Annotated in this window: 21 protein-coding genes; 13 read left to right on the top strand and 8 right to left on the bottom strand. The window is 69.5% G+C overall.

The features are described from left to right. The first annotated feature begins 11 nt into the window (after nucleotides 1–11). The 3 genes from AB0H50_RS34330 (at nucleotide 12) to hpt (ending at nucleotide 2,984) form a co-directional block, all read left to right on the top strand. Nucleotides 12–1,130, top strand: coding sequence for a zinc-dependent metalloprotease (locus AB0H50_RS34330; protein WP_357461124.1), 1,119 nt, complete (start codon nucleotides 12–14; stop codon nucleotides 1,128–1,130). Between the two features lie 239 nt (nucleotides 1,131–1,369). Further along, entirely contained in the window at nucleotides 1,370–2,368 is a 999-nt protein-coding gene (gene tilS / locus AB0H50_RS34325) for a tRNA lysidine(34) synthetase TilS (protein WP_357461122.1), read from the top strand. Nucleotides 2,369–2,426: 58 nt separating this feature from the next. Continuing rightward, nucleotides 2,427–2,984: a hypoxanthine phosphoribosyltransferase gene (hpt, locus tag AB0H50_RS34320; protein WP_068055388.1), complete on the top strand. Its 558-nt coding sequence runs from the start codon at nucleotides 2,427–2,429 to the stop codon at nucleotides 2,982–2,984. Between the two features lie 21 nt (nucleotides 2,985–3,005). Here hpt and AB0H50_RS34315 read toward each other — a convergent pair whose 3' ends face one another. From AB0H50_RS34315 to AB0H50_RS34305, 3 genes are read right to left on the bottom strand one after another with little or no spacing between them, the layout of a single operon-like run. Further along, a complete protein-coding gene (locus AB0H50_RS34315) occupies nucleotides 3,006–3,713 on the bottom strand; it encodes a cyclase family protein (RefSeq protein ID WP_357461120.1) in 708 nt (235 codons plus the stop codon). 19 nt (nucleotides 3,714–3,732) lie between these two features. Then, entirely contained in the window at nucleotides 3,733–5,898 is a 2,166-nt protein-coding gene (locus tag AB0H50_RS34310) for a protein kinase (RefSeq protein WP_357461117.1), read from the bottom strand. Beyond that, complete coding sequence (locus AB0H50_RS34305; protein WP_357461115.1) at nucleotides 5,895–8,567, bottom strand: serine/threonine-protein kinase; 2,673 nt, start codon at nucleotides 8,565–8,567, stop codon at nucleotides 5,895–5,897. Before AB0H50_RS34305 ends, AB0H50_RS34310 begins: the two co-directional genes overlap by 4 nt. 271 nt (nucleotides 8,568–8,838) lie before the next feature. On the opposite strand from AB0H50_RS34305, the gene AB0H50_RS34300 reads away from it, so the two are divergent. After that, entirely contained in the window at nucleotides 8,839–10,224 is a 1,386-nt protein-coding gene (locus AB0H50_RS34300; protein WP_357461112.1) for an amidase family protein, read from the top strand. A 17-nt stretch (nucleotides 10,225–10,241) separates the two neighbouring features. On the opposite strand, the gene AB0H50_RS34295 is transcribed toward AB0H50_RS34300, so the two are convergent. From AB0H50_RS34295 to AB0H50_RS34285, 3 genes are all read right to left on the bottom strand, one after another. Further along, nucleotides 10,242–11,132: a LysR substrate-binding domain-containing protein gene (locus AB0H50_RS34295; RefSeq protein ID WP_357461109.1), complete on the bottom strand. Its 891-nt coding sequence runs from the start codon at nucleotides 11,130–11,132 to the stop codon at nucleotides 10,242–10,244. A 468-nt stretch (nucleotides 11,133–11,600) separates the two neighbouring features. After that, complete coding sequence (locus AB0H50_RS34290; protein ID WP_357461107.1) at nucleotides 11,601–12,434, bottom strand: SDR family oxidoreductase; 834 nt, start codon at nucleotides 12,432–12,434, stop codon at nucleotides 11,601–11,603. Next, entirely contained in the window at nucleotides 12,431–14,038 is a 1,608-nt protein-coding gene (locus AB0H50_RS34285) for an aldehyde dehydrogenase family protein (RefSeq protein ID WP_357461105.1), read from the bottom strand. The genes AB0H50_RS34290 and AB0H50_RS34285 overlap by 4 nt, the downstream gene beginning before the upstream one ends. A gap of 185 nt (nucleotides 14,039–14,223) precedes the next feature. On the opposite strand from AB0H50_RS34285, the gene AB0H50_RS34280 reads away from it, so the two are divergent. Next, the gene (locus AB0H50_RS34280; protein ID WP_357461103.1) at nucleotides 14,224–15,510 is read left to right on the top strand and encodes a helix-turn-helix domain-containing protein; all 1,287 of its coding nucleotides are present in this window, start codon (nucleotides 14,224–14,226) and stop codon (nucleotides 15,508–15,510) included. A gap of 91 nt (nucleotides 15,511–15,601) precedes the next feature. Here the strand turns inward: AB0H50_RS34280 and AB0H50_RS34275 are convergent, their stop codons facing one another. Further along, nucleotides 15,602–15,853, bottom strand: coding sequence for a DUF2277 domain-containing protein (locus AB0H50_RS34275; RefSeq protein WP_357461102.1), 252 nt, complete (start codon nucleotides 15,851–15,853; stop codon nucleotides 15,602–15,604). 151 nt (nucleotides 15,854–16,004) lie between these two features. Between AB0H50_RS34275 and AB0H50_RS34270 the strand changes: the two genes are divergently transcribed. Further along, the gene (locus tag AB0H50_RS34270; RefSeq protein ID WP_357461099.1) at nucleotides 16,005–16,841 is read left to right on the top strand and encodes a DUF1266 domain-containing protein; all 837 of its coding nucleotides are present in this window, start codon (nucleotides 16,005–16,007) and stop codon (nucleotides 16,839–16,841) included. A 4-nt stretch (nucleotides 16,842–16,845) separates the two neighbouring features. Here the strand turns inward: AB0H50_RS34270 and AB0H50_RS34265 are convergent, their stop codons facing one another. Beyond that, a complete protein-coding gene (locus AB0H50_RS34265) occupies nucleotides 16,846–17,931 on the bottom strand; it encodes a hypothetical protein (RefSeq protein ID WP_357461096.1) in 1,086 nt (361 codons plus the stop codon). 614 nt (nucleotides 17,932–18,545) lie between these two features. Here AB0H50_RS34265 and ftsH point away from each other — a divergent pair. The 7 genes from ftsH to AB0H50_RS34230 all read left to right on the top strand — a co-directional run bounded on the left by ftsH (nucleotide 18,546) and on the right by AB0H50_RS34230 (nucleotide 25,240). Next, nucleotides 18,546–20,957, top strand: coding sequence for an ATP-dependent zinc metalloprotease FtsH (ftsH, locus tag AB0H50_RS34260; RefSeq protein ID WP_357461094.1), 2,412 nt, complete (start codon nucleotides 18,546–18,548; stop codon nucleotides 20,955–20,957). Between the two features lie 143 nt (nucleotides 20,958–21,100). Next, complete coding sequence (gene folE, locus AB0H50_RS34255; protein ID WP_357461220.1) at nucleotides 21,101–21,715, top strand: GTP cyclohydrolase I FolE; 615 nt, start codon at nucleotides 21,101–21,103, stop codon at nucleotides 21,713–21,715. Between the two features lie 62 nt (nucleotides 21,716–21,777). Further along, the gene (folP, locus tag AB0H50_RS34250) at nucleotides 21,778–22,605 is read left to right on the top strand and encodes a dihydropteroate synthase (protein WP_357461218.1); all 828 of its coding nucleotides are present in this window, start codon (nucleotides 21,778–21,780) and stop codon (nucleotides 22,603–22,605) included. Continuing rightward, the gene (gene folB, locus AB0H50_RS34245; protein ID WP_357461091.1) at nucleotides 22,602–23,039 is read left to right on the top strand and encodes a dihydroneopterin aldolase; all 438 of its coding nucleotides are present in this window, start codon (nucleotides 22,602–22,604) and stop codon (nucleotides 23,037–23,039) included. Before folP ends, folB begins: the two co-directional genes overlap by 4 nt. Continuing rightward, nucleotides 23,036–23,584: a 2-amino-4-hydroxy-6-hydroxymethyldihydropteridine diphosphokinase gene (folK, locus tag AB0H50_RS34240; protein ID WP_357461088.1), complete on the top strand. Its 549-nt coding sequence runs from the start codon at nucleotides 23,036–23,038 to the stop codon at nucleotides 23,582–23,584. The genes folB and folK overlap by 4 nt, the downstream gene beginning before the upstream one ends. Beyond that, nucleotides 23,581–24,057 carry a DUF3180 domain-containing protein gene (locus AB0H50_RS34235; RefSeq protein WP_357461086.1) on the top strand — a complete coding sequence of 159 codons (477 nt, stop codon included), beginning with the start codon at nucleotides 23,581–23,583 and terminating at the stop codon, nucleotides 24,055–24,057. Before folK ends, AB0H50_RS34235 begins: the two co-directional genes overlap by 4 nt. Nucleotides 24,058–24,127: 70 nt before the next feature. After that, complete coding sequence (locus AB0H50_RS34230) at nucleotides 24,128–25,240, top strand: DUF6779 domain-containing protein (RefSeq protein WP_357461083.1); 1,113 nt, start codon at nucleotides 24,128–24,130, stop codon at nucleotides 25,238–25,240. Nucleotides 25,241–25,377 lie beyond the last annotated feature (137 nt).

Here is a 25,377-nt window from a genome sequence, read left to right as displayed (position 1 = left end):
GGTGGTTGACCATGTTCGAAGGCGCTGACAGTACTCGCGAATCCGCTTCCGCCGATTCGGTATCGGACGACAAGGCGCAGCGGCGTCGCTCCGGGTTGTCCGGCGCCGTCGACTGGCGGCTGGCCGCCCGCACCGGATCGGCGCTGGTTCCGCCAGGGCCGCGCACCTCGCGGTATTCGGCCGAACAGGTCGTCGCCGAATTGGCCGAGGCGTCCGTGCGGGCCGAGCGTCCGGTCCGCGACGTGAGCGGACTGCTCGACGACCAGCCCGTGCCCGCTGCGCGCATCGTCGACCGGCCCGGCTGGATCGGCGCGGCCGCCGACTCCATGGCCCAGCTCACCGGCACCGGCGGCGATCCGCATGGCCGCAGCCTGCTCGCGGGCAAGCCCGCGGGCGTCCAGGCGGGTGCCATGCTCGCCTTCCTCTCCACGGCGATCCTCGGCCAGTACGACCCGTTCACCGGACCGAACGGCACGCTGCTGCTGGTCGCGCCGAACATCATGGCCGTCGAGCGCGCGCTGGGCGTCCCGCCGAGCGATTTCCGCTTCTGGGTGTGCCTGCACGAGGTGACCCACCGGGTGCAGTTCTCCTCCGCCCCGTGGCTGGCCGGCTACATGCGCACCAATGTCGACGTCCTCTCCCAGGTGGGCGACGAACCGCTCACCGACATGCTGACCCGCCTGGTCGACGAACTGCGCGACCGCCGCCGCGGCACCGCGCCCGACGATCCGGCCACCCGCGGCGTTGTCGGCCTGCTGCGCGCCACCCAGGCGCCGCCGCAACGCGAGGCACTCGACCGGCTGCTCATGCTCGGCACCCTGCTCGAGGGCCATGCCGACCACGTGATGGATGCCGTCGGTCCCAGCGTCATTCCGTCGGTCGAGCAGATTCGCGCGGCCTTCGACAAGCGCCGCAAGCGCCCGACCAATCCGCTGCAGCGCCTGCTGCGCGCCCTGCTCGGCGTGGACGCCAAGGTCGCCCAGTACGTCCGCGGCAAGGCATTCGTCGATCACGTCGTCGACCGCGTCGGCATGGAACGGTTCAACGTCGTGTGGACGAATCCCGAGACGCTGCCGCTGCCGGACGAGATCGAGAACCCGGACCGCTGGATCGCGCGGGTACTGGGCTGAGCACGATCGGCGGGAGGCCCGCATGTCGTGCGTGGCTTCAGTGATCAGGGGTTCGTCCAGGACCGACACAGCGGGCATGGCATCGGAGCTGCCCGCGCATCGGTAATGTCCTCGGCATGGGCCGTGCGGTAGGAGCGACGCCCGGGCGAGGCCAGGCGACCGGGGCTGGCGAGGGCCGTGCGGGGGCGCGTGACGCAGCCGTGGGCGGGGGACCGCGCAGACTCCCCGAGACCGCGGCGGTGTTGGAGGTCAGGCGCGCGGTGCGGGCTTGGGCGACGGCGTATCTGCCGGGCGGCGGGCCGGTCGCGGTCGGGTTGTCCGGTGGGGCGGACTCGCTCGCGTTGACGGCTGCGGCGGTGGTCGAGATCGGGGAGGTCGACGCGCTGATCGTCGACCATCGGCTGCAATCAGGCTCAGGGCAGGTGGCCGCCGAGGCCGTCGCCGCGGCGCTCGGGCTCGGGTGCCGCTCGGCACGCGTGTTCGCCGTCGATGTCGGGACCGAGGGGGGAGTGGAAGCGGCGGCCCGCAAGGCCAGATACGAGGCACTGGACACGGCAAGGGCTGGATTGCCTGTCCTGCTCGGCCACACCCTCGACGACCAAGCCGAGACCGTGCTGCTCGGACTCGCGCGCGGTTCCGGAGGACGCTCGATCCAGGGCATGGCGGCCTACGCGGAACCGTGGGGCAGGCCCCTGCTCGGCGTCCGGCGGGCCACGACCAGGCAGATGTGCGCCGACCTCGGTCGCACACCGCACGAGGACCCGCACAACCTTTCGCCCGAGTTCACCAGGGTCCGGCTGCGCACGGAGGTGTTGCCTCTGCTCGAGGACGTGCTCGGCGGCGGCGTCGCGCCCGCGCTGGCCCGCACCGCCGAACAGTTGCGCGAGGACGGCGCGCTGCTCGACGTGCTTGCCGAAGAGTTGCTGGAGGCCGCCAGGGTGCCCGGCGTCGCCGCTGACGAGCCCGGCACCGCCGGTGATGAGGTGGCGCTGTCCATCGAGACCCTCGCCACTGCACCCGCCGCGCTGCGCCGCAGGGCGATCCGTTCCTGGCTGTTGGACAGCGGTGCGAAAGCCCTGACCGACAGGCATTTACGGGCGGTGGACGCCCTGGTGACGGCATGGCGCGGGCAGGGCGGCGTCGCCGTCGGCGGTGGGTCACCGGACACGAGGTTGGTTGCCGCGCGCGAACATGGCAGGCTGACATTGCGCGGACACGACCGATGCCCGCGCGAGTGACTGATGCCGAGCGGGATCGATCGAAACCAGCGGCGCACAGGAAGGGAAATCAACTGACGTGTACGGGGACGACATCGCGTCGGTGCTGATCACCGAGGAACAGATCGCCGCCAAGACGCAGGAGCTGGCCGAGCTCATCGCCAAGCGCTATCCGGCCGACGCACCCGAAGGCGATTTGCTGCTGGTTGGCGTGCTCAAGGGCGCGATCTTCTTCATGACCGATCTGGCCAAGGCGCTGCCCATCCCGACCCAGATGGAATTCATGGCCGTCTCCTCCTACGGCTCGTCCACCTCCTCCTCGGGCGTGGTGCGGATCATGAAGGACCTGGACAAGGACATCGCGGGTCGCAACGTGCTGATCGTCGAGGACATCATCGACTCCGGCCTGACCTTGTCCTGGCTCAAGCGCAACCTGTCGACCCGCAACCCGGCCTCGCTAGAGGTGGTCACCCTGCTGCGCAAGCCCGACGCCTTGCGCACCCCCGTCGAGGTCGCCCACGTCGGTTTCGACATCCCGAACGAGTTCGTCGTCGGCTACGGCCTCGACTACGCCGAGCGCTACCGCGACCTGCCCTACATCGGCACCCTCGACCCGAAGGTGTACGGCGGGTCCTGAGGTGGCAGGCCCCGGAGCGATTCAGGGCAGCAGCGCGAAAATGGTTGCGGGCGAGCCCGATCCGCCACGGTAGAGCGGGCCGCCGACCAGGATCCACGCGCCCGTCGCTGGCAGCTCCGCCAGGTTCGCCAGGCACTCCAGGCTGATCCGGTGCTCGCGGTAGAGCAGCTTGGAGACGGTGTAGGTGTCGTCGGCGCCCAGGTCGGGACCGAAGGTGTCGATGCCGAGCGCGCCGCGTCTGCCGAGCCGCCCGGTGCGCAGCAGCCATTCCACCGTCTCGACCGCGAAACCCGGCTGGCGACCGGCCGATTCACCGGTGCCGACGAACTCGGTGCCGCCCCATTTGGCGTCCCATCCGGTCCACGCGATCACGGCCGCACCATCCGGGATGCGGCCGTGCCGCGACTCCCACCGCCGCAGGTCGTCCACCGTGATGGCATAGTCGCGGTCCGTCGCGCACTGCTCCCGCACGTCGACACGCACGGCGGGCAGCAGCAGGTCGGCCGGTTCCAGTTCGTCGGCGGCGAGCCCGTCGGCATGGAAGTGGATCGGTGCGCCCCAATGGGTTCCGGTGTGCTCACCCTGCTGGATGTACCGCAGGTAGTAGCCGTCGTCGGCCACGGTGGCGACGACGTCGGCGCGGAATTCCGGATCGCCGGGAAAGATCGGCGTCGTGGCCGGATCGTGCACATGCGACAGGCTGACCAGCCTGCCGAACGGTGGCTTCATCGCGCTCCTGGGTGAGTGGCTACAGACCCGGCGCCGTCACCCGCCCCAGCGCGTCCAGATCCCGTTCCATGGCGCGGAACAGCAGGTAGACCGCGACGAAGGTGACGATGCTCGCGATGCACATTATCCGCAGTGTGACGATGATCTTGGCGAGGTCGGAGGTGCTCAACAGGGTCGACCCGGCGACCGCGATGAGCGGAATCGACGCGGCGACCAGCAGATACAACCCGCTGCGGCGGCGCAGCGCGCGGAGATCCTCGGCCTCGGCTCGTTCGATTCCGCCCTGACCCAAGAACATCGGATACACGCATCGGACGATGTAGAAGTTCGTCAGCAGGAACGGATACGTCATCGCGATGACGCCCGAGACCGTGTGCAGGATCATGAAATGCGTGTAGTCACTGGCCGATACCTGGTCGCTGGTGCCACGCAGGGCGAGCGGATAGACGAGGCCGGAGAGCAGCCACAGCGTGAAGATGATCAGCGCGGCCCGATCGCCGAGTCGCACGGCCGAGGCGCGCGCCTTGCGCAGCACGTCTTCGTCGTAGCGGACGCCCCTGCGCAACCCGTACGGCACCGTGATCAGGTATCTGGCCAGGTAGACCAGCAGTACGGTGCCGACGGCGAAGCCGAAGCCGTTGACGATCACCGAGTAGATCTCGAACTGCCGCTGCGTCTGCGCGGACTGCCTGCTGTGCATCAGCATGTTGTTGTGGTCGATGTTGTAGGCCGAGGCCAGCAGGTTCGGCACCGCGATGGCCAGGCCGACCAGCACCACCCGCCAGGCCCGCAGCCGGACTCGCCAGCTGCGCTCGGGCGGGTCGACCAGGTCGCGAGCTCGTGGGTCGAGGCAAAGATCCAGCTGCTCGGCCAGCACCATGCCGTTCGGCCAGCGCCGCCGAGGATCGGGCTCCAGACAGGTCAGCAGGACGCGGCGCAGCGCGGGCGGGCAGTCGGCGGGCAGCTGCGCCAGCGCCGCCGCCGGCACACCCGCTCGTCGCGCGCGGAGGGCGGCCTCGACGGTGGCCTGTTCGTCGGCGAAAGGTCTTGTGCCGGTCAGCAATTCCCACAGCAGAATGCCGAGCGAGTAGAGGTCGCTGCGGGTGTCGGGAGTGGGGGCGTCGGGATCGAACGCGGCGGCGAGTTGTTCCGGGGAGCGGTAGGCCAGCCAATCACGCAGCGCCGCAGGGGAATCGGGCGGTGCGGCGGTGCCGTCGCCGGGCGCGAAGTCGGCGAGCTTGGGGATGCCCTCGCTGGTGAACAGCACGTTGGCCGGGTCGATGGCGTGGTGGGCTATACCGTGGCGATCGGCATAGCCCACTGCGTCGGCGAGGCGGCGGCCGATCCAAGCCACCGTCTCCGGCCAGCTGAGCGTGGCCAGCTCGGCGCGCACCAGGGAGTCCGAGGGTCGGATCTCGCCCTTCGCCTCGATCGCGGCGTCCAGCGCGCCGAGCAGCAGCGCGCCGCCCGCCTCCGCGCCTGCCGCGCGGCGGCGTCGCAGCAACTCCGCCGCGGTGCCGCCGGGCAGATACTGCATGTAGACGAGGGTGCTGATCTCGCCGCCGGAGGTGAGCACCCGCTCGTCGAAGACCCGGACGATATGGGGGTGATCGAGCTGGACCATCGGTTGCGGGTCCACGCCGCCCGCCGTGGCGACCCGCACCGCGACAACCCGCTGCATGGACAGCTGCCTGGCCAGGAACACCCGTCCGGCGCGTCCGCGGCCGAGTTCGGTCCGCAGGTCGAAATCGTCGATTCGCTGTCCCGGTGCGAGTGCGGCGGGGTCGTGATCCACGCGCACCACTGCCGGGTGACCGTGGTCGCCGGTGAGCCGGTCGCGCACCGCGTCGGCCAGTTCGGGGTACTCGGCTAAGAACTCTTCCAGCGGGAGCGGGCCTCGGCCGCGTCGGGCGATGAATTCCTCGCACACCAGGTCGACCAGCTCCGGGCTCTCGTCGACCTCGGGAAACTCGCTGCGGTACTCCGCGATGCGCTTCGCGGGGCCGCGGCCGGCCCAGCGCTGCCGCAGGTCGATGCGGACCAGATCGGCGAGCACCGCGACCCTCACCTCGGTACCGTCGGGCACGTAGTCGGCCAGGCGCGGCGGATTCGCGCCCGCACCGCTCAGGCAGTGCTGCCAATCGGCGGTGAAGCGGGCTACCGGGTCGACGTTGGCGATGGTCACGGCCGCTCCGCGGCGGCGCGCGGCCGAGTGTCGAACCGGCGCGCGTGGCGTCGCGCACCCTGCTGCGGGCCGGTCTCGCTGCTGGCGACCACCCGCTCCAGCGCGCGCAGGTCCGCCTCGAGGGCGCGGAACAGCAGATACGACCCGACGAAGGCGACGATGGCGCCAGCGCACAGCACGCGCACCGCGAAGATCACCATCGGGATGTCGCCGGGTGGCAGGAAGGTCACCCCGGCCACCGCGAGCAGCGGCACCGAGGCGGCGATCGCCAAGTAGCCGTTGGCCCGCCGGTCGAGTCCGCGCAGCCGGTCCGCGTCCTCGGCGCTGATGTCACCGTGCCGAAGGAAGATCGGATAGATGCTGCGGATCAGGTAGAAGGTCGCGAGGAAGAAGGGATACGACGCCGCGATCGCGCCGCAGACCACCAGCGAGGCCATGAAGTGCACCACGGCGCGGGCGGGAATCCCGCCGGTGGACAGCTGCATCGTGAGCGGGAAGGTGAACGCGGCGAGCAGCCACAGCAGGAACGGGATGAGCACCGCTATCTCGCCGAGCCGCAGCGTGTCGGCTCTGGCGCGGCGCAATGTGTCCGGGTCGTAGCGTTTGCCTTTGCGCAGTCCCTTGCTCACCGATAGCACATAGCGCGCCGAGTAGATGATGGTGAAGAACCCGATCGGGAAGAACACCGCGTTCACCACACTGGTGATGATCAGGAAGGTGCTCTGAGCGTCCTCGGGCATTCGGTCCACGATGAGGTTCTGGTTGTGCTGGATGTTGTAGAGCGAGGCCAGCATGTTCGGCAGGGCGATCGCCACGATCAGCACCGGGATGATGTAGGGCTGCAGCCGCTGCCGCCAGCTGCCCGGTTTCGGGTCGACCAGGTCTCGCGCGCGTTCGTCCAGGCACAGGTCGAGCTGTTTGGCCAGCGTCGCGCCATTGGACCAGCGCTCGCCGCGCTCGGGCCGCAGGCAGGTCAGCAGCACGCGGCGCAGCGCGGCGGGACAGTTCTTCGGTACCCGCTCCAGTGCCGCGGCGTCCACCCCGAGGCAGCGTCGCTCCAGCATGGCTTCCAGTGTGGTGTCGTCGCCGCGGCTGCCCGCGCCTGCGGTGGTGTCGTCGAAGGGCTTGCCGCCGGTGAGCAGTTCCCACAGCACCACACCGAGCGAGAAGATGTCCGAGCGGGTGTCGAGATCGGCGGCGGAACGTTCGCGGCCGGGATGACATGCCTCCAGCTGTTCGGGCGACATGTAGGCCAGCGAGCCGCCGAAGTAGGCGACCGGGCTGGTGCCCTCCACATTGCGGCTGAAGCTGATGTTGAAGTCGGCGAGTTTCGGCACGGCCTCGGCGGTGAGCAGCACGTTGGCCGGCTTCACGTCGCGGTGCAGCACGCCGTGCGCGGAGGCGTAGTCCAGCGCCTCGGCCAGCCTGCGGCCCAGCCAGGCGACGGTCTCCGGCCAGCTCAGTGCGGCGATCTCGGCGCGCACGCTGGAATCGGTCGGGCGGATCTCACCCTTCTCCTCCATCGCCGCGTCCACCGCGTCGAGCAGCAGCTGGCCACTGCGTTCCTCCGGCGGGGTGGCGCGCACCCAGCGCAACACTCCGAGCAGCGTGCCGCCGGGCAGGAACTGCATGTAGAGCAGGCGCAACCGCCGCGCGGTTCCGCTCGTTTCGCCCGCGTCGAGCAGCCGCTGGTCGAAGACCCGCACGATGTAGTCGTGGTCGAGCTGGGCCAAGGTCTGCGGCTCGGTGCCGCGGTCGGCGGAGATCTTCACCGCGACGAGCCGTTGCATGGAGCGCTGCCTGGCGAGGAACACCCGGGCGAACGCGCCGCTGCCCAGACCGGTCAGCAGGTCGAAGTCGTCGACGCGCTGGCCGACCTGGATGCGGTCCAGGGGGTCGAGACGACCCGGCCCGGTACCCATCGTGGTGCCGATCGCGGTTGCGGTTCCGGTCAGATCGGCGGTACTGGTCGCCTCCGCCGTGGGGTTCACCTCTCTACCACGAGCGGATGCGGTCGTTTGGTTCAGCGCGCCGGGGCGATCCGGCCCGGTGTCCGCGAGCGCGGTGCGGGTGACGTCGTCGAGCGCGGCGCGTGTCGCGTCGTCGGCGCTGCCGGAGTCGTCGCGCTGTGTCCGCAAGGAGTCATCGAGCGGGGCCCTGCGGGTGCTCTGTTCGACGTCGTCGGCGTTAAGCAGATCCGCTAACTCGGCCGCTTGGGACGGATATTCGCGCAGGCATTCCCGCGGGTCGACGCGCTCACCGCTCTGACGGCGGACGACGAATTCCTCATACACCAAACCGGCCGGTATGTTCTGAGGTTCGAGCTCGGGGAATTCGGCGCAGTATTCGGCCAATCGTTTGCGCCGCGGCGTGGGCGGCGGTGTTTCCGGGCGAGGCGGTCCGGCCGCGGCCTTGCGCAGCCACCGGTACCGCATATCGACCCGTATCAGCTCGATCAGCGCCTGACGGCGCAGGGTATGTGCGTCGGGTAGGAACGCGTTGATCTCGGGGAGCGGTCCGGGCCCCTCATCAGGGGCGATGCCGAGCACGGCGGCCCACGCCGCGGCGAATGCCTCCACCGCGACGAGCTCGGATCTGAGCAGCTGGCCGCCGGCCTCGGTGTCGGAAGCCGTGTCCGGACGGAAATTTCTATCGGAGTCGGCACTCATTCTCGGACCTACTAGCTGTGGCGGATGATCGGGAAATCCGCACTGTCGATCGGTGGTTGTACCGGATAAAATCCGCCACACCCGACGTCATCGTCCCCCGAGCGGTATCGGGAATGATAACTTGCGCCTCAACAGCGGATCACCCGATATCGACAACGATGCGACGGGGGCGAATCAGCACATGCACAACAAGGCTACGGCGGTAGCGGATGGCTTGGCTGCAATCACCGAAACCGCTAGCACGGAAAAACCGTCCGCCCAGGAGGTACGCATGGGCGAGAGCGAGCGAGGGGGGCCGCATGCGGGTGGGGAAGCGGAGACTCCTCGGGGTCCCGCTGCGGTCATTGCCGCGAGCGTGCGCGATGGCTCGCTGACACCGACCGAGGTTATCGACGCGGCCATCGAGCTCATCGCCGCGGAGGACGTCACGACCGGTGCGTTCGGCGTGGTCCGGGCCGAGCGCGCCGTCGCCGAGGCCATCGCGCTGGAGCGGCGCGGGGATCTGGACGTGCTGCCGCTGGCGGGCGTGCCGGTGGCGATCAAGCACAACATCCCGGTGACTGGCGAAACGGTGCTGTGCGGTTCGGCCGCGACCGACACCGGGCAGGCCACGGCCGACCACCCTGTGGTGCGCAGGCTGCGCGACGCGGGCGCGGTCGTCGTCGGCCTCACCACGATGCCGGAGCTCGGTCTCTGGGCGACTACCGACGACCAGCGTCGGATCACCAGGAATCCGTGGGACAGCACGCGCAGCCCGGGCGGATCCTCTGGCGGCGCGGCCGCGGCGGTCGCGGCGGGATTCGTTCCGGTGGCGCACGGCAACGACGGCCTCGGCTCGGTGCGCATCCCCGCGGCCTGCTGCGGCGTCTACGGAATCAAGCCGGGCAGGCACACCGTGCCCGCCGAGGTCGGGGTCGACTCATGGGGCGGCATGGTGGAGAACGGCGTGCTCGCGACGACCGTCGGCGACGCCGCGCTCGCCCTCTCGGTCATGGCCGCCCGTCCGGACCTAGCCGACTTGGAACCGCCCGGCCGACTACGCATCGCGCTGGCCGTCACACCGCCATCCCGGCTGGCCCGCGTCGACCCGCACTGGGCCGCCGCCGCGCGCAAAGCCGCGGCCGTCGCAGCGGCCGCGGGACACCGGGTGGAGACGACCGCGCTGCCCTACGGCGACGCCGTGCTCGCACTGCTGCTCCGCTGGCTGACGGTGGCGCTGCCCGAGGCCGCCACCCTCGCCCATCCCGAACGTCTGCAACCGCGTACCCGCCGTCACCTGGCGATCGGCCGGATCGTCCAGCGACTCGGGCTGGTGCGCGCGGCCCAGGTCGACCGCATCGAAGCCAGGTTGCTCGAATTCTTCGAAGACTACGACGTGGTGATCACTCCCACGCTGGCCGCCGCGCCCCCGCGAGCGCGCGCCTGGCACCGCAGAGGCTGGCTCGCCAACGTGCTCACCGGCTTCCGCTTCTCGCCGTTCACGCCGATCTGGAATCTGGTCGGCTGGCCCGCCGCCTCCGTGCCGATGGGCACGCACCCCTACTCCGGCACGCCGGTCGCCGCGCAGCTGGCCGGTCCGCCCGGCAGCGAAGCCACCGTGCTGCGCCTTTCCGCGCAACTCGAACAACTGCACCCCTGGCGGCGCACCGTGCGCTGACGGTGCGCCGGGAAACGTCAGCTGGCCAGCGGCTGCTGCTGCTGGGTGGAGAAGCCACCTTCGACGGCGCGCGTCGCGAATTCCAGGATGGTCGGGCGGGTGTCGTCGGCCCGCCACGCGACCGCGAGCTCGCACGGGGCGAGTCCGGTCAGCGGACGCGCGGTGAGGCCAGGCCAGCGGTACATCGGCACGTTGTTCTCGGCGAGCAGGCAGACGCCGAGGCCGAGGCTCACGGCCTCGAGCTTGTCCTCCGGCGTCGCCGCCTCGGCGCCGATCTTGGGCTGGCGGCCGTTGCGCGCGTCGTTGCCGAGCCAGAAGTCGCGCACCGCGCCTGCCTCGGAGGGCAGTGCGATGAACGGCTCGTCGAGCAGGTCGGCGAAGTCGATGGTCTCCTGGTCGGCCAGCGGGTGGTTCTCCGGTAGCAGCACCCAGCGCGGCTCGGTGCGCAGGACTTCCCAGCGGTACCGGTTCGGATCGGGCAGCGGCAGCCAGACCAGGGACAGGTCGGCTTGCCTGCCGGCAAGACCGCTGGACGGGTCGGTCCAGGAGGCGGCGTGCAGTGCCAGCCGGTGGCCGCTGGCGCTCTCCAGGTCGTTGAGGAGTCCGCGGCCGAGCGCGGACTGGATACCGACGCGCAGCACCTCGCCCGCCTCTTGCAGCGAGACGTTGGTGACCTCCCAGAGCTCGAGGATCTTGCGAGCGCCTTCGAGCAGTTCCTTGCCTGCGACGGTCAGCGCGACGCTGCGCTGGTTGCGGTCGAACAGGACCACGTCGAGCTGGCGTTCCAGCTGACGGATCTGACGCGACAGGGTGGGTTGGGCGATATGCAGCCGCTGAGCGGCGTTGGTGAAATGCAGTTCCTCAGCGACGGCGACGAAATACCGCAGGTCGCGCAAATGCGGGTCCATAGCCCCTTGCTATCAGAATCAGTCCTCAATTTCCAGCCTTATCAGGCCGAAAAGTTTGGATACGGGCACCGAAACAGTCGGCAGGTTTGTTAGGGACAGCATATTGCCTGACGTAGTCATCTGCACCACCGGCTCGGCGAATTTCCGGCACCCGCCTCGGCTTTGCTGCCGCCCGCATTCTTTGGTCACTTGACCAGCGCTTATGTTACAGCTCCGTGATCTGCGCTGTCGGCGGCGCCATGCGATCGGCGAACTCAGTGACCGAACAGAAACCCGTCGCTGACCGGGTGGATCTTGTTACGCCCGGATTGAGTGATATTGCTCACAATTTGACCAGCTGGTCGCATAGAACGATTGACGGCGGCTGCCACCAGGCCTATGTGTGGTGCGACATCCGGCACACACGCCGAAGGCGCTGTGATCGACGGCAAACCGCGATCACAGCGCCTTCCGACCCGCCCGGGGTGGCTACGCGCCCCTGGCGCGCTCCTCGTAGGCCTTGCGCTTCTCGGCGTCCACGTCGTCCAGGAACGCGTGGCTCGAGCCGAGCGCCCGCGCGATACCGTCCCCAACGGCTTCCGGCAGCATGCCGACGACCTGGGAGATGATCCCGGCCACCGCGGTGACCCTGACCTTGGACCGCGGCGTCTCGATCAGCCCGACGATCGCGTCGGCGATCTCCTCCGGCTCGGCAGGCCGCAGCATCTTCGGCGCGGACACACCGGAGCCGAGCTCGGTGTTGGTCAGCGTGGGCAGCACCGAAGAGAAGCGCACGCCCGATTCGCGGTATTCCTCGCGGAGGGTGTCGGTGAAGCCGAGCACCGCGTGCTTGCTGGCGTTGTAGGTGGCCAGGCCGGGAATGTGCGTCTCGCCCGCGAGCGAGGCGATGTTGATGACGTGCCCGCTGCGGCGCGGCAGCATCCTGGCCAGCGCCAGCTTGGAGCCGAGGATCACGCCGTACACGTTGATGTCCAGGATGCGGCGGGTGATCTGGTCCGGCTCGTCGACCAGCTTGCCGGTCGGCATGATGCCCGCGTTGTTGATCAGCACGTCGATCGGGCCGAGGGTGCGCTCGACCTCGTCGAGGAAGGACTCGAACGAGCTCGCCTCGGTGACGTCGAGCTTGCCGTACAGCTCGAAGCCGCGGGCGACGCCGGATTCCTTGACGGTGGTCTCGTCGACGTCGCCGATCGCGATCTTGGCGCCGAGCGCCTGCAACGCGATGGCGGTGGCCAGGCCGATGCCGCGGGCGCCGCCGGTGATGACGACGACTTTGCCTCGGATCTTCGCCGGGTCGGTCACTTGTTGTCTCCCTTGAGCTTCAGCAGTGCGGGGATGTCGATGCGGCGCAGGCCGCGTGCGCCCGCGGCACGCATGGCGCCGAGCGCGCTGAGCAGCTTGCTGTTCTGGTACGGGTACCAGAACAGCTCCTTTTGCAGGGTCGGCAGCATCGGCTTGGTGATCGCCTGCTGGCGGCAGTACTTGCGCACGCCGTTGGCGCCGCCCCAGCGCGCGCCTACGCCGGACAGCCCCCAGCCGCCCATCGGCAGCGCGTAGCTGAACAGGTTGGCGAAGACGTCGTTGATGTTCACCGCGCCCGCGTCGAGCTGGCGCGCGATGCGCTCGCCGCGCTCCTTGTCGCCGGTCCACACCGAGGCCGACAGGCCGTAGACGGAATCGTTGGCCAGCCGGATCGCCTCCGCCTCGTCGGCGACCTTCATCACCGGCAACGTCGGGCCGAAGGTCTCCTCGGCCACGCACGACATGCTGTGATCCACGTCGACGAGCACCGTCGGCTCGAAGAAGGTGCCCTGGCCGGTGCGCTTGCCGCCGGTGAGCACCTTCGCGCCAGCGGCGACCGCCTCATCGACGTGGCGCTGGACGATGTTCACCTGGTTCTCGTTGGCCAGCGCGCCCACGTCGTGCTTCAGTTCGCGACCGTCGATGCCCTGGCGCAGCGCCTTCACATTGGCGGTGAGCTTGGCGACGAACTCGTCGTAGACGGGCGCTTCGACGTACACGCGCTCCACCGAGATGCACACCTGGCCCGCGTTGAACATGCCGCCGAACGCGATGCCATGCGCGGCGCGATCGAGATCGGCGTCGGCGAGCACGATGGCCGGATCCTTGCCGCCGAGCTCGAGGCTGTACGGGATCATCCGCTCCACGCACGCCGCAGCGATCTTGCGGCCGGTGGCGGTGGAGCCGGTGAACTGGATGTAATCGGCGTTGCCGACCACCGCGGCTCCGGTCTCGCCCGCGCCGGTGACCACCGCGAACACCGGCGGCGCGCCGATTTCCGCCCAGCCCCTTGCCAATTCGAGTGCGGACAGCGGGGTGACCTCGGACGGCTTGAGGATCACCGCGGCGCCGGCGGCGAGCGCCGGGATCACGTCCATCACCGGCATGGCCAGCGGGAAGTTCCACGGGGTGATGACGCCGACCACCGGGTACGGCCGGTAGACGGTGGTGAGCTTCTTGACCCGGGCCAGCGGGCTGTGCGGCGACGGGTGGTCGTCGGCGAGGAATTTGCCGGCGCGACGCGCGTAGTAGCCGATGAGGTCGGCGCCGAAGGACGGATCGATCAGTGCGTCGGCGCGCGGCTTGGAGGTCTCCGACTGGAGCACGTCGGCGAGGTGCTCGGTGTTGTCGATCAGCCAGTCCTGGAGTTTCAGCAGCCACTCCTTGCGGCCATCGGCGCCGATGGCCTCCCACTCCGGCTGGTAGAGCCGCAGTTCGCGGACCTTCGCCGCGACCTCTTCGGCGCTCCGCGCCTGCACCGTGCCGACGATCTGGCCGGTTCCGGGATTGCGCACCTCGATGACGGTCGGGGCTTCCTTCTTGGCGGCCGGTTTGCGCGCGGACGTCTTCTTCGCCGGGCTCGGCGCGGACTCGGTATTGGTCACTGCTGTTCTCCCACTGACGTTGTGTGCGCCGCGGTCGCCCGGCACTGAGTAACCGGCGCGGTGAACCCGGCGCTGTGAATCAGCTCACTGAACTATGATCGTGACACAATGATGGGCGATTTTCTTGGCCCATTTTGTCAACCGGAACGGGTCCGATTGTGTCGAAAGTACAAAACGTCGAGGGTGTGTCCGGCACTTCGGGACCGGGTGTCCGCGTCGGGCCGAACAGTGCGGTGGTGCGCGACTGGCTGGCCGACTATGTCTACGAGACGATGCGGACCGACACGCTCGAACAGGTTGTCGACCGGCTCGACGGCGTGATCGTCGCGCGCGTGCCGGAACTGGCCGACCGGGACATGAGCCGCGACCTCGCGGCGAGCACGCGTGCGCACGCCAGGACCATGCTGAGCGGGTTGACCAGCGACACCTTCGAATTCGCGCTACCGGAGGAGGCGCACGCCTTCGCGCGCACCATCGCCCGCCGCGGCTTCGATCTGCGACTGCTGCTGCGCACCTATCACGTGGGCATGGAGGCGGTGCTCGACTACATGACCGACGCCATCGAGCAGCGTGACGTGCCGCAGGAGATCGAGCGCGCCGTCATGCTCCGGCTGTTCGACCGGTCCACCAAATGGGTCAGCATGTCGGTGGAACTCCTCACCGACACCTACATGGAGGAGCGCGAGCGGGTGCTGCGCGCGGCGCTGAACCGGCGTACCGAGACCGTCCACGCGCTGCTGTCCGGCGAGGACATGGACGCCGACCAGGCCTCGATTCGGCTCGGTTACCGGCTCGGCAGGCAGCACCTGGCCTTCGTGCTGTGGACCGACGACTCCGAACCCGGCGGCGACAGCGAGTCGACCGGGCTGCTCGACCGGGCCGCCGCGCGGGTGGCCGCCGAACTCGGCACCGCGCTACTGCTCACCGTGCCCTCCGGAGCCAGCGGGATGTGGGCATGGGCCGGTCTCGACGACGCGGCGCACGCGGCAGGGCTCGCCGCTCCCGGCAGGCTTGGCAAACTGCTCGCCGCCCACGTGTCCGCGCCGGTGCGGATCGCTTTCGGGGTGCCCGCCGGTCGGGCCGAAGGTTTTCGCTCCAGCCACCGGGAAGCGGTCGCCGCGCGGCACGTCGCGGAGCTGGCTCACGGCGACGGGCCGCGCGTCACCGCCTACCGCGACGTGGAGATCGCCTATCTCGCCGGAGCGGACGAGGCCGCCATGCGCGGCCTGATCCATCGCGAGCTGCGCGAGCTCGCCGACTCCGACGCCAATGCCGTCCGGTTGCGCCGGACGCTGCACGCCTACCTCGCCAGCCACCGCAGCCCGGAGGCCACGGCGAAACTGCTCGGGGTGCACAAGAACACCGTCCGCTACCGAATCCAGCGGATCGAGGAACTGCTCGGCCATCCGATCGAGCAGCGCGGCCTGCCGCTGGAGGTCGCGCTCGCCTGCGTGGAGGCCTACGGGGTCTAGGCCCGATACAACCCCGGTATCGGCTCCTCCTCCGCCTTGCCAGGCGGCGATCCGAGACACGGATGCATCCGGCCGGACTTCGAGACTGGGCCTAGTAGCCCAGCTCGGCCCGCCGCATCGGTGGTTCGGTGGACGGCGCGATCGTGGTGTCCGGTAGCTCCGCCAGCAGCGTCGTGGTCGCCGCCGCGATGGTCGCCACCGCTTTGTCAACAGCCGCTTTTGTCGTGCTGCTGAGGCCGGAAACCCCACCGACCTTGCGCACGTACTGAAGTGCGGCAGCATAGATTTCCTGCTCGGTAGCGGCAGGTTCCAGGCCACGCAGGACGGTGATGCTCGTACACATGCGTGCACATTAGCCCTCCGCCGCCGCTGCGTCAGGGCAAGAAACAGGCGCGTCGGAAATCCCTTGCGAAGATGCCGACGGCGTTCGCGAAGATGCGGACTCGTCTTCGATTAACGGGTCGAGAGCGGATCCATGGTGAACAATCGGAGGCATGCCTTCCCGCGGTATACCAACGCTGACGACCTTCCCGTACGAAGAGCTCGACAAGCGGGAAGAGGACCACTGGTCCGGTGCCGCGATATCCGACGACGAGCTGCGCGCGCTCTCGCTCGGCGGTTTCTACTCCGCCCGCTGGGACGCCTTCCACGACGCGCTGCTGCTCGGCCCCGAACGGGAGCATCCGCTCGGCGATCGCAAGGAACTGGCCATCGACACCCTCACCGGTGCATGGGGCATCACCGACGGCACCGAGGCGCAGGCCTCCATGGAGCAGTTGCTGGACGGGATGCACGCCCCCCTCTACGCGATGGTGCACCCGCTCGTCATGGCCTCGATCAACGCAAGCGAACGCGATCGCTTCGGTGAGCGCGCCGACCGGCACCGCGCATTCCTGCGCCAGGTCGGCTCGTTCCGCGGTATGGACAACCCCGAGGCGCTGGTCCGCGACTACGACATCTGGTCCCAGGCCATCAAGATCGGCTTCACCGACCACCTCGCCCGCCCGCTGCCCAGCGACATTCACGCCTGGGATCTGGCTCGCGTCGTCGCGGTCGCGCGCATGGCGTTCACGGCGGGCTATCTGGAAGCCGACGTCGCCTGGGGCTACCTCATGCGCGCGCTGCCGCTTGCCCAGCGCAAGTACCGCAACTGGCGGCAGTTCGGCGACGCCTACCTCGCAGGCTGGACCTACTGGCAGGCCTGCGAGGACCTCGCCGAACTCAAGAACGGCGGCGTCGACCGGCGCATGGAACTGCTCCGCCTGTGGACCCGCCCGACCAGCCCCTGGCGCCGCATCGCGCTGAACGACAAGGGGCCGGACCAGGCCTGAACGGTCAGGGAGTCGCCACGGAGTCCGGCAGGGAACGCAGGATTCCCCGGCCGTAGCGCTGGAACTGCCCGTCGTCGACCATGCCGAGCGAATGCCGCTCGACGAGCAGTTCCCATTCCGAATACAGCTGCGCCACACCGGGATCCGCGGGTCCTGCGGCGCCGTCGGCGGAGTCGCGGCGCACCGCGAAGTTCACCGCGCACGCCACCCGCTCGGTATCGGCGCGATCGGTGCCGGTGAAGTGCAGGGTGATGTTGCCGTCGTGCACGTCGACGCCGGTCTCGCCGCGTACCGCGCCGATCTCACCGGGCGTCGCGGGCACGCCCTCGGTGGATCGGGCCCACAGCACCGCCGGGATGGGTAATTCGTGCGCGTAGCGGTCACCGGGTCCGATCGAGATGAACAGCAGCCGTCCGGTGGTCGCGACGAGCAGGCCGGGACCGGTACCCGCGGGCGGGTGCGCCACGGTGACCGCGGTCTCGAGGACGTACTCGTCGGCCGTGACGTAGCGGTGCAGCGCCGCGATCGCGGGCTTGGCCTCCCGTCGCGGCGCCATCCTGCGCACCGCACGATCCACGTCCGCGCGGGTGGGCCCGGTCTTCGACCAGGTCGGCGTGGGCGGGCTCAGGTCGGGCGCCGCCACGTCGATCCGCTGGGCGGCCATGATCTGGTCGTTGATCCGCTCCACGATCTCGGCCGCCGCCGGCACGTCGTGCTCGGCGACCAGCACCGGAAGCGGGGTGCGGTCGGCGGGCACCCCGGTGAGCACCGGCGTGGGATAGCGGAGATAGATCTCGATGACGACGGCGTCGTCCGCGCGCCGGCTCAGCCGTACTTTGAGCAGGTCGGTGACCGGCACATCCAAGACGCGCTCGCCATCGCTGCCCGGTCGCAGAACGACCAGCCGTCCGCGGCCGTGGCGCACAATCGCTGTGGGTGTCCGTAGCTCGACTATGTCCATACCCCCTGCGCTCTGGTCCGAGGTGCGGCGTTCCCGAGGCTCTTCGTGGTGGTACGAGCCGCCGGGTCCATATGTCGCTCGCGCGCCGCTGTCGTCGCTGTCCTGCGGCGCCGCGCGCTCGTCGTTCACGCCGCTGTGTGGTTTTGCGTGCGGTTGTATCGCGCGGCCTTCCCGTTGCCCTTCGGGATTACACAAGCTGCCGCCTCCGTGCCCGTCGTTCACGCCGCTGTGCTGTTTCGTGCGGCTCGCGCCGCTGTGTTGTCCGGTACGGCTCGCGCCGCTGTGTTGTCCGGTACGGCTCACGCCGCTGTGTTGTCCGGTACGGCTCACGCCGCAGTGTTGCTTCGTGCGGCTCCGCCGCGGTGTTCTGTCGTGGTTTGCGGTTGTGTCGTGCGGCGCTTGCGTGGGCATTCGAGGGGTCCACCTCCGTGCCCGTCGCTAGCGCCGCGATGTTGTGTCGTCGCTCACGATAGGCCGAACATGCCATGATTGTGACCACTCGAGGTAAACCGGAGCGAGGAATCGGGAACCACCGTCGTCCTTCGAGCGTTTACCTGTCGAACTGCACCAACTGCCGAACTGCGCGATGTATCGAGTAGACCGTACGCGGTAACGTGGCTTGTCCGCATCCGAACCCTCCTGGAATCGGGTAGGACCGGGCGGAATGCAACACGACGCGCCCGACGTTTCGCTAGGCAGAACCCGGAGACACCGGAAAGGACTGGCCGCCCGGCCTACGCTCTATGAACCGCAAGACAGTGTTCCGCACCCTGGCCATAGTCTCGGGCATCTTGCTCGTGATCTATGCGTTCAGCTATTTCGGCAATGACACACGCGGCTGGAAGAGCGTCGATACCTCCGTAGCGTTGAGCCAGCTGGACGACAAGGGCAACGTCAAGAACGTTCAGATCGACGACCGCGAACAGCAGCTGCGCATCGAGCTGAACAACGGCAACGACGCGACCGCCGGTCAGAACAAGATCATCGCGAAGTACCCGGGCGGCAGCGAGACCTCGGCGCAGATCTTCGACGCCGTGCAGAAGTCGGGCGCGCCCTACAACACCGTGGTCAAGCAGGAGAGCTGGTTCACCCAGATCCTGTTGTTCGTGCTGCCGATGGTGATCCTGCTCGGACTGTTCATCTTCGTGATGGCCCGCATGCAGGGCGGCGGCCGCGGCGGCATGATGGGCTTCGGCAAATCCAAGGCCAAGCAACTGTCCAAGGACATGCCCAAGACCACGTTCGCCGACGTGGCGGGCGCCGACGAAGCCGTCGAAGAGCTCTACGAGATCAAGGACTTCCTGCAGAACCCGGTGCGCTACCAGGCGCTGGGCGCGAAGATCCCCAAGGGCGTGCTGCTCTACGGCCCGCCCGGCACCGGCAAGACCCTGCTCGCGCGCGCCGTCGCAGGCGAGGCGGGTGTGCCCTTCTTCACCATCTCCGGCTCGGACTTCGTCGAAATGTTCGTCGGTGTCGGCGCCTCCCGCGTGCGCGACCTGTTCGAGCAGGCCAAGCAGAACAGCCCGTGCATCATCTTCGTCGACGAGATCGACGCGGTCGGCCGCCAGCGCGGCGCAGGCCTCGGCGGCGGTCACGACGAGCGCGAGCAGACGCTGAACCAGCTGCTCGTCGAGATGGACGGCTTCGGCGACCGCACCGGCATCATCCTGATCGCCGCGACCAACCGCCCCGACATCCTCGACCCCGCGCTGCTGCGCCCCGGCCGCTTCGACCGGCAGATCCCGGTGAGCAACCCCGACCTGGCCGGTCGCCGCGCGATCCTGCGGGTGCACTCGCAGGGTAAGCCGATCTCCACCGAGGCCGATCTGGACGGTCTGGCCAAGCGGACCGTCGGCATGTCCGGCGCGGACCTGGCGAACGTCATCAACGAGGCCGCGCTGCTCACCGCGCGCGAGAACGGCGCGGTCATCACCGGTGAGTCGCTGGAGGAATCCGTCGACCGCGTGATCGGCGGCCCGCGCCGCAAGAGCCGCATCATCAGCGAGCACGAGAAGAAGATCACCGCCTACCACGAGGGTGGCCACACGCTGGCCGCCTGGGCGATGCCCGACATCGAGCCGGTCTACAAGGTCACCATCCTGGCCCGCGGCCGCACCGGCGGCCACGCCATGACGGTGCCCGAGGACGACAAGGGCCTGATGACCCGCTCGGAGATGATCGCCCGCCTGGTCATGGCGATGGGCGGCCGCGCCGCCGAGGAGCTGGTGTTCCACGAGCCGACCACCGGCGCGTCCTCCGACATCGACCAAGCCACCAAGATCGCTCGCGCGATGGTCACCGAGTACGGCATGAGCGCGCGCCTCGGCGCGGTCCGCTACGGCCAGGAGCAGGGCGACCCGTTCCTCGGCCGGTCCATGGGCATGGGTTCGGACTACTCGCACGAGGTCGCTCGCGAGATCGACGAGGAGGTGCGCAACCTCATCGAGGCCGCGCACACCGAGGCGTGGGCGATCCTGAACGAGTACCGCGACGTGCTCGATGAGCTGGCCACCGCGCTGCTGGAGCGCGAGACCCTGCACCGCAAGGATCTCGAGGAGCTCCTCGCCGCGGTGGACAAGCGCCCGAGGATCACCGCGTTCAACGACTTCGGCGAGCGCGTCCCCTCGGACAAGCCGCCGGTGAAGACGCCGGGCGAGCTGGCCGCCGAACGCGGCGAGTCCTGGCCGCCGGAGCCGGTGCAGCCGTCGCTGGCCGCCGCCGCGCAGCGGGAGCCGGTGCCCGCCAACGGTTATCCGCAGGAGGACGGCCGCCAGCCCGAGCCGCAGTACGGCTACCCGGGCCAGCCGGTGACCGGCGGCTACGCCGCGCCGCACGCGCCGACCCAGGCGTACCCGCGCCAGGGCGGCACGCACGGCTCGCGTCCGGACTACGGCGCTCCGGCCGGTTGGTCGGCGCCGGGCTGGCCGCCGCGGGAGGAACCGCAGCAGCCCGCCGGGCAGCCGGGTTACGGCGGCGGTTGGGGCGGGCCGGGCGAGTCCCGGCGCGGTTACCAGCCGTGGAGCAATCCGCAGCAGGGCGCTTCCGGCCAAGAGCACGGAGGCTACGGCCACGACGGCTACGAGGAGCCGGGTCGTCCCAGCCAGCACGGCGAGGGCGAGAACCACGAGTGGGATGGACCGAACGGACGGCGCTGAGCGGGCGCCGATTACGCTCGACCATTGGGGTGCCGAGAGATTGCAGGCGCCCGAGATTTTGGAGGTGTCCTCGATTGTCGGCCAACCACTATGCCGTCGACTCGGCGCTCGACGGTCGCGACGAGATCGAGCGCTACGGATCTGTGCCTGCGCCGATCGGACCCGAGCTGATCGCACTGGAGACCGGGCGGCCGTTCGACCAGCAGCGCGCCGAAGCCGCCGTCCGGGAATTGCTGATCGCGATCGGTGAGGATCCGGACCGTCCGGGCCTGAGCGAAACGCCCGCCCGCGTCGCCCGCGCCTACCGGGAGACCTTCGCCGGGCTCTACCAGGAGCCGGACGCGGTACTGAACACCACGTTCGACGAGGGACACCAGGAGCTCGTGCTGGTGCGCGACATTCCGATGTACTCCACCTGCGAACATCACCTGGTGTCCTTCCACGGCGTCGCCCACGTCGGGTACATCCCCGGCGAGCACGGCCGGGTCACCGGGCTGTCCAAGCTGGCCAGGCTGGTCGACCTCTACGCCAAGCGCCCGCAGGTGCAGGAGCGGCTGACCAGCCAGATCGCCGACGCCGTCATGCGCAAGCTCGAGCCGCGCGGCGCGATCGTCGTGGTGGAGGCCGAGCACCTGTGCATGGCCATGCGCGGCATCCGCAAGCCGGGCGCGAGCACCACCACCTCGGCGGTGCGCGGCTTGTTGCAGACCAACGCCGCCTCGCGCGCCGAGGCACTCGAACTGATCCTGCGCCGGTGAGGGAGGCCGCGGTGTCCGGTCGCACGAACGTCATTGCGCGCGGCGGCCGCCGCTGCGTGGTGATGGGCGTCGTGAACGTCACCAGCGATTCGTTTTCCGACGGCGGCCGCTATCTCGATCGCGGGCTGGCCATCGAGCACGGCATCGAGCTGTACCGGGCCGGCGCCGACATCATCGACGTGGGCGGCGAGTCGACCAGGCCGGGCGCGGACCGCGTCGACCCGGAGACCGAGGCGGCCAGGGTCGCGCCGGTCATTCGCGGTCTGGTGGCGGCAGGCGTGCCGACCAGCGTGGACACCATGCGCGCGAGTGTGGCCGAGGCGGCGCTGAACGCGGGCGTCTCGGTGGTCAACGACGTCTCCGGTGGCCGTGCCGATCCCGATATGGTGAAAGTCGTTGCGGCCGCTGATGTTCCGTGGATCCTCATGCACTGGCGGGCGGGCGCGGACTACCGGCACACCGGTCCTGCTGATCACTACGACGATGTCGTGGCCGAGGTGCGCGCCGAGCTGACCGCGCAGGTCGAGCTGGCCGTCGCCGCGGGTGTCGACCGATCGCGGCTGATCCTCGATCCCGGTCTCGGTTTCGCCAAGAACGCCGACCACAACTGGGCTCTGCTCGGCGCGCTGCCCGAATTCGTCGCCGACGGCCTGCCGATACTCATCGGCGCCTCACGCAAACGTTTCCTCGGCGCCCTGCTGGCCGACGCCGACGGCCCGCGGCCGCCGGACGGCAGGGAGGTCGCCACCGCCACGGTCTCGGCACTTGCCGCTCTGCACGGCGCCTGGGGAGTTCGCGTGCACGACGTGCGCGCCTCTCTGGACGCGATCGCCGTCACCGACGCCTGGCAGCGTGCCGCCCGGCCGATCTCGCGAGGAGCTCTCGGATGAATCCGCCCACCGCACCGGTGACCCACGAGGGCCGACCGGGGGAGCGTCGCGCACTGCCCTCGGGGCCCGACCGGATCGAACTACGCGGGCTGCGCGCTTTCGGGCACCACGGGGTCTTCGAGCACGAGCGGCGCGACGGGCAGGAGTTCGTCGTCGACCTCACCGTGTGGGTGGATTTCACGGCCGCCGCCGCCTCCGACGACCTGGCCGCCACCGTGGATTACGGGGCGCTGGCCGAACGCGCGGTGCGGATTGTGCAGGGCCCGCCGCGCAATCTGATCGAGACGGTGGTCGCCGAGATCGCCGACGACGTGATGACCGATCCGCGCATCCGTGCGGTGGAGGCGGTGGTGCACAAGCCATCTGCCCCGATCCCGCACACCTTCGCCGATGTCCGCGTGGTGACCGCACGCGTCCGCGAGGGCGCCGAATGAGCCGCGCCGTCCTGTCGATCGGCTCGAACATGGGGGACCGCCTCGCGCATCTGCGCAGTGTGGTGGACGGGCTCGCGGACCGCGTCGTCGCGGTGTCGCCGGTCTACTCGACCGCGCCGTGGGGCGGCGTCGATCAGGACGATTTCCTCAATGCCGTTGTGCTGGTGGACGATCCAGAGCTGGACTGTCTCGGCTGGCTGCGCGGCGGGCAGGCCTTCGAGCGGGCGGCGCGCCGGGTGCGCGAGGTGCGTTGGGGCGCACGCACTCTCGACGTGGACGTGGTGTGGTGTGCCGAGCCGGGTCCTTCGGGGCCGGTGCCGTGCGTCAGCGCCGATCCGGAGCTGACGCTGCCGCATCCGCAGGCGCACAACCGGGCCTTCGTACTGATCCCGTGGCTGGACGTGGAACCCGAGGCGCGGCTGACCGTCGAGGGTGTGGACCGGCCGATCCGGGAATGGCTCGCCGCGCTCGACGCCGACGAGCGGGCCGGCGTGCGCCGGACCGAGTTGTCGCTGCACCGAACCGCGGGGGGAGCCGCGTCGTGAAGCTCAAGCCGACCCGGGCGCTCGATCTGGTGGCCAACGTGCTGATCGCCGCGGTCGTCGCGTGGATCGCCACCAGGGTCGCCTACGCGAACTTCCCGCCGATCTCCGTCTACGCGGGCGCCTCGCTGTATCCGGTGGCCGCCATCGAGGTGGTGCTCGCCTTCGTCATCCGCGCCAGGGTCAACGATCACCAGATCGGGGACGGCAGGCACCAGTTGCATCCGATCACCGCCGCGCGCGCCGTGGCGTTGGCGAAGGCGTCGCTGCAGGTGGGTTCGATCGCGGCGGGCGTCTGGCTCGGATTCCTGCTGTGGGTCTTCCCACAGCGTGGCACGCTGCGCGCGGCCGCGGCCGATTCGCCGGGCGCGATCGTCGGCATGCTGGCGGGTATCGCGCTGGTCGCCGCGGCGCTGTGGCTCGAGTATTGCTGCCGGGCGCCCGACGAGCCGCCGGACGAACCGGCAACGACTTAGCAAATCTTCCGAATGGAAGCGATGGACCAGTTTCTGGGCGTGGCACGCCAACCCCGCTACCCTGGCGTGCATGGTTTCACCCTCCCGTAGCAGCACTTCCCGTCAACGGCGGGATCAAGCGGGAAAACTGTTCGTCGGCGCTGTGATTCTGCTCGGTCTGATTGCCAGCGTTTTCCTGGTGTTCAGCAACAGCCTGCAGTTCATCAGGATCGGTCTGATCGCCGCTCTGTGGGCGGCCGCGATCGGCGCACTGGCCGCCACCAAGTACCGCAAAGACGCCGATGTGGACAAGGCGAAGGTGCGTGACCTGCAGACGGTGTACGAACTGCAGCTCGAGCGCGAGATCACGGCGCGCCGCGAATTCGAGCTCGGGGTCGAGGCCAGGGTGCGGGAGGAAGTGGGCGCCGATGCCACCGAACTGGCCGCGCTGCGGGCCGAGCTGACGGTGCTGCGGCAGAGTCTGCAACGCCTCTTCGACGGCGATCTGCCGATGGATCGCCCCGCTCTGCGTGCCGATGCCACCCGGATTCAGGAGTTGCCGAGCGCGTACGACGCTTCGGCGAACGATAGCTCGGCGAATGCCGACGGATGGGCCAGCCCGCAGCAGCAGCAATCGCGCAGCGCGGTCACCCCGATCTTCGAACCCGACCACCCGGAGCCGCCCGCCTTCGCCAGCCCGTTCGACGATCCGGTCACCGCCGAGACCGCGGTCGTCTCGGCCGAGGACTACCTCGAAGGCGACTACCCCGACGACGACTACCCGGACGACGAGTACGCCGACTACGAGGACGCCGGAAACGGCCAGTACTCGAACACCCGGTACCCGAATGGCCAGCACCAGAACGGGTACCGGCACGACCCAACCGGCGACCGCGCCGACGCCCCCGAGCCGACGAGCGCCCCTGGCGGCTGGTCCGACGCCTTCACCGACCCGGCCGAGCACGAAGAAGCATCCGCCGAACCGTCCGTCCCCCCGCGCCTCCCCCCGATGGACGGCGACTCCGCCCCGCGCCCGACCATCGGACCGCTGCCAACCCCGCAGCCCGGACCCACCGTCGGCACCGCGGGCGCCCGCCGTCGCCGCCGCGACGACACCGACACCGACTCCGGCCACTCCGCCCGCCGCCTATCGGTCGCGGAGATCATGGCCAACCTCCAGTCCGAGCAGAACGGGCACGGTTAAACCCCAACCCAAACGCACGTTTCACGCATTACTCGACCACCCCCAGGGCGAGTCTTACGAGCCCGTTCGCGGCCGTCTCGCTTCCGAGCGGTCGAAGCGCATGCGACGAAGTCGCGAGTCTCGACCGCTCGGAAGCG

Origin of the sequence: Nocardia sp. NPDC050793 (genome assembly GCF_040654065.1) — a bacterium.
Classification (GTDB): domain Bacteria; phylum Actinomycetota; class Actinomycetes; order Mycobacteriales; family Mycobacteriaceae; genus Nocardia.
The sequence above is the reverse complement of the archived record's forward strand: the minus strand, read 5'-3'. Positions and strand labels throughout refer to the sequence as shown.

Coding starts and splice junctions, on each gene's coding strand:
- AB0H50_RS34330 (WP_357461124.1), top strand. CDS start 12: ATGTTCGAAGGCGCTGACAGTACTCGCGAATCCGCTTCCGCCGATTCG.
- AB0H50_RS34315 (WP_357461120.1), bottom strand. CDS start 3,713: ATGAAGCCACCGTTCGGCAGGCTGGTCAGCCTGTCGCATGTGCACGAT.
- AB0H50_RS34305 (WP_357461115.1), bottom strand. CDS start 8,567: ATGAGTGCCGACTCCGATAGAAATTTCCGTCCGGACACGGCTTCCGAC.
- AB0H50_RS34300 (WP_357461112.1), top strand. CDS start 8,839: ATGGGCGAGAGCGAGCGAGGGGGGCCGCATGCGGGTGGGGAAGCGGAG.
- AB0H50_RS34295 (WP_357461109.1), bottom strand. CDS start 11,132: ATGGACCCGCATTTGCGCGACCTGCGGTATTTCGTCGCCGTCGCTGAG.
- AB0H50_RS34275 (WP_357461102.1), bottom strand. CDS start 15,853: ATGTGTACGAGCATCACCGTCCTGCGTGGCCTGGAACCTGCCGCTACC.
- AB0H50_RS34270 (WP_357461099.1), top strand. CDS start 16,005: ATGCCTTCCCGCGGTATACCAACGCTGACGACCTTCCCGTACGAAGAG.
- ftsH (WP_357461094.1), top strand. CDS start 18,546: ATGAACCGCAAGACAGTGTTCCGCACCCTGGCCATAGTCTCGGGCATC.
- folP (WP_357461218.1), top strand. CDS start 21,778: ATGGGCGTCGTGAACGTCACCAGCGATTCGTTTTCCGACGGCGGCCGC.
- folB (WP_357461091.1), top strand. CDS start 22,602: ATGAATCCGCCCACCGCACCGGTGACCCACGAGGGCCGACCGGGGGAG.
- folK (WP_357461088.1), top strand. CDS start 23,036: ATGAGCCGCGCCGTCCTGTCGATCGGCTCGAACATGGGGGACCGCCTC.
- AB0H50_RS34230 (WP_357461083.1), top strand. CDS start 24,128: ATGGTTTCACCCTCCCGTAGCAGCACTTCCCGTCAACGGCGGGATCAA.